The sequence below is a fragment of the Clostridium sp. genome (assembly GCF_032552055.1).
Taxonomy (GTDB): Bacteria; Bacillota; Clostridia; order Clostridiales; family Clostridiaceae; genus Clostridium.
In genome coordinates this window covers 1-3,767 of record NZ_JAWGSV010000292.1, presented here as the reverse complement: position 1 = coordinate 3,767, position 3,767 = coordinate 1, and the positions used below count along the sequence as shown (strand labels likewise).

Below are 3,767 nucleotides of genomic sequence, written 5' to 3'. Positions count from 1 at the left end.
CACAAAAGATTCAACAAGTTAAGCAAAAAAACTCTGCTCAGTAAACTTAATTTATATTTATTATTATTATTATTATTTGAATGCACCTTTCAAACAATTTATTGGTAACTTATAAATATTAAGGGAGAAACTTAACTCTCACTAAGTTTCTCCCTTAATTATTACATTATTTAATTATAATTACTTTCTATTAAAACTTATAAATCTTGTACCTTGAAAAGATAATACTCCTTTATCACCTTCAGCCATTAATCCATAATCTCTTCCTGAAACTTTTAGCTCTAATCTTTCACCATTATCAAATTGAAATGTTACATAATAACTAGTTGAAGTTGAATTATGCATCATATTGTCCCCAGTATTATGATGATGATGTGTAACTGATGTTCTTTTGGATGTTATTACTGATTCCACAGGTATAATTGGTTGTTTATTATTAGAAGACCATTCACTAATTCCTTTGGCAATAGTAAAAATAAACATTCCTATAATCAAAATAAATACTATAGAAAACATTCCAGAAAACATATCAAACCCAATCATTTTAATCTCTCCTATTTATCTATTGCATTGTATTTTCTTTATGACCACATTCACTACACTTATAATATTTCTTCCCATACTGGTTATTATCATAGGCAAACTCATATTCCTTCATTTTTTCACCACATATTGGACAAGTTTTTTCAGTCATACTTCTTCACTCCTATTTTATAAACTAAAAATTTTCTCATAAACAGTATTAAAGAAATCTTCTTTATCCTTAATATCCTCTACTCCTATTAATTCAATCATCTTTTTTGATGAAACTAGAAAATAATTACTTCCCTTTTCATTAACTAATACTTTAATATCCTCTGGAAGATTAGTTTCTATTTCATTATACTTTATGTCTTGATTTTCAAACCACTTCATCACTCTATTAAAGTTTAACTTAGTTATCCATTCATAATCACTTTCAAATAACTCATAGGATAACTGCATATTCTTACCATAAGCATTGTAAAAAATCTTACTTGCTAAAAAGCTACTACTTTCATCAATAAATAAGTCTTTATCGCTAATTAATTCATCATTAAAGTCATTTAAGCTTAAAGCATGTTCCTTTCTATCAACTGAATTATTGGTATTATTAGAATCATTGTCAACTATAAAATTATTGATAATTAGTACAATTGAAACAATTAATATTAATAATGAGGCTATAGTAGTATTTTTCTTTATATTCTTATTATTAATATTTGCTAAGTAATATATAAAGGCTATTATAGCTCCTATAAAAATAAAACTCAAAATAACAGTTATTCCAATACGATTATCTATTGAATTAAATTTAATAATAGAAGCAATTACGTATATAAATAACATTAAAAATATTAATGCCATACCTATACTTTTAAACTTAATCCAAATACTAGAGGTACTTATTTTATAAGGAGATACCTTAAACTTAAACACCCTCACTAAATCAACTAAATGAATTAGTAAATATACTATTACAAATAATAAACCTAGAATCCTATCATTCTCTGTAAATATATCAATACCATCGCTTCTAAATATAGATATATAATGATTAAATGCTAAAAACAACATAGGTAACATTCTTATAAATAATTCAAAAATAGAATTTTTAAATATTTCTTTAACCTTCCATTTCTCTTCCGAAATTTCTACAAAGTCTTCATTATTATATTCACTATAAAAAATCTGCATATTCTTATAGTCATACAAAAACTTCCACCCCTCATTTTCCTTCTTATCCCTATATTCTTTAAGGCTTTCTTTATCTAACTCTTCATAAGTAGAAATTTTTCCTATTATATCTATAGTATATTTAATATTCCTTGGTTCAATCTTTTTAAATTTAGCATACATATTTGAAATACTTTCTAATAGCCAACCCTTTTTAGCCATTTCTTCTAAATAGCATATTAATGAACTAATTTCATAAGCATAAAAATCTAATACTACAACTTTTTTATTATTTATCCCCATATAACCTTCTCCCCTTATAAAGGTAAATCCCTTTTACTAAACCTAAATATTCCTATTATATATAGTAATAAACCTGCACCTAATAGAATCAATATCATCCATGTACCTGCTGAATCACCATTAATTAATTTATCAGTATCATATAATGAGAATATAGTAAAATACTTAAAGTTTTCAAGCTTTCCACCCATATTACCTAAAAGTTGAATTATAAAGAATCCGATTGGTATTCCTGCACTTATTGAATATGAAAGCTTAGTATCATTACTAATACTAGAAGCAAAGAATCCTAGTCCACTTATTGCAATATGAAGGCAATAAAGTCCAAAAGTCATTAATAGAAATTTATTAATATCTAAGTTACCAGGAAAATAAATTTGGCTAGATGTAATAGAAGCTACAGTAATAAATAATACTAAAGCTCCGACAGCTAGTAGTAAAAATACTCCTTGAGTTACTGCAATCTTACTTCTTTTATTGGGTGTAGCTAATAGATATGCCATGGAACCTCTATCCACATATCTAGCTATTAACTTATTAGCAATTATTATTTCAAAAATCATTGGAAATACTATAAATAAAAATCCAAATAAATAAGAATTCATAAATTCTATTAAAGTAGTACCTGGATTACTCATTCCAAAAGCCGCCATCATTTCTGGCATAGCTTTTTCAAACTCTGCCAAAGCATTACCAATTTCAGGATCAAACATTGGAATAATTACGGAAATATACATAGTAAGTACAGCTGCAAATATTATAAAAAGTTTGTAGTTAGATTTAATTTCTCTCTTTAATAGTGGAATACTAATCATTGTTTTCACCTCCATAAAAATGCATAAACAAATCCTCTAAACTTTGAGCTTTAGACTCTAAGCTTACTACTTTATATTTTCCTAAAGATTTAATTAAAGGCATAATATCTCCTTTTACCAATACAGTTACATTGTTTTTATCAATATCTTTAATCTTAAATCCTTCTTTAAGAAAATCTTTTACTACTTCTTCATTTTCAAAAGTAATACTATATATTTTTTGTTTAGACTCCTTTAATGTAGCTATATTTTCAACTGAAACTATCTTACCATCTTTGATAATCGCTGCCCTATCACAAGTTCTTTCTATTTCCTCAAAGCTATGTGAAGACATTAATATGGTAGTTCCTCTTTCTTTTTCTTCTAAGATTAACTTTATAAACTCATTTTGCATTAAAGGATCAAGACCACTTGTAGGCTCATCTAAAATTAAAATGTCAGGCTCTTGCATAAATGCACACACTATACCAATTTTTTGTTTCATCCCTTTAGACATCTTTTTAATCTTACTATTAGGATTTAATTCAAATCTTCCTATAAGTTCCTTTGCTCTAGTTAAATCCTTGATTCCTTTCATCTCAGCTATAAACTTTATAAAGTTAATTCCTGTCATATCATCTAAAAATGCAATTTCTCCTGGTAAATACCCAAGATTTTTTTGAATTTCTGATGACTTTTCAAAGCAATCTAAACCATTAATATTACAGCTTCCTTTATTAGCTTTTGAAAATCCCATTAGATGACGTATAGTCGTTGTTTTTCCCGCTCCATTTGGTCCTAAGAATCCAAGGACCTCCCCTTTTTCCACTGAAAAAGATACATTGAATATTCCTTTTCCTTGGCCATAGTCTTTAGTAATATTTTTTATTTCTATTACCTTCATAGCTATTCCTCCATAATTAATACACATTATTCGATTCACCGCTTAATAAGTTATATTATACTATATACATC

The 3,767-nt window shown here is 26.7% G+C and carries 5 protein-coding genes; all 5 read right to left on the bottom strand.

The window, feature by feature from the left end:
- Positions 1-180 precede the first annotated feature (180 nt).
- The 5 genes from E6248_RS14355 to E6248_RS14335 are packed head-to-tail and all read right to left on the bottom strand — an operon-like array spanning position 181 to position 3,696.
- Positions 181-543 (bottom strand): DUF2500 domain-containing protein, encoded by a 363-nt coding sequence (locus E6248_RS14355; protein WP_316341466.1) that lies wholly within the window; start codon positions 541-543, stop codon positions 181-183.
- 19 nt (positions 544-562) lie between these two features.
- Positions 563-694 carry a hypothetical protein gene (locus tag E6248_RS14350; protein ID WP_316341465.1) on the bottom strand — a complete coding sequence of 44 codons (132 nt, stop codon included), beginning with the start codon at positions 692-694 and terminating at the stop codon, positions 563-565.
- 17 nt (positions 695-711) lie between these two features.
- Positions 712-1,998: a DUF2812 domain-containing protein gene (locus E6248_RS14345; protein ID WP_316341464.1), complete on the bottom strand. Its 1,287-nt coding sequence runs from the start codon at positions 1,996-1,998 to the stop codon at positions 712-714.
- A 14-nt stretch (positions 1,999-2,012) separates the two neighbouring features.
- A complete protein-coding gene (locus E6248_RS14340; protein ID WP_316341463.1) occupies positions 2,013-2,813 on the bottom strand; it encodes an ABC transporter permease subunit in 801 nt (266 codons plus the stop codon).
- Positions 2,806-3,696 carry an ABC transporter ATP-binding protein gene (locus E6248_RS14335; RefSeq protein ID WP_316341462.1) on the bottom strand — a complete coding sequence of 297 codons (891 nt, stop codon included), beginning with the start codon at positions 3,694-3,696 and terminating at the stop codon, positions 2,806-2,808. Before E6248_RS14335 ends, E6248_RS14340 begins: the two co-directional genes overlap by 8 nt.
- Between the last annotated feature and the right edge of the window lie 71 nt (positions 3,697-3,767).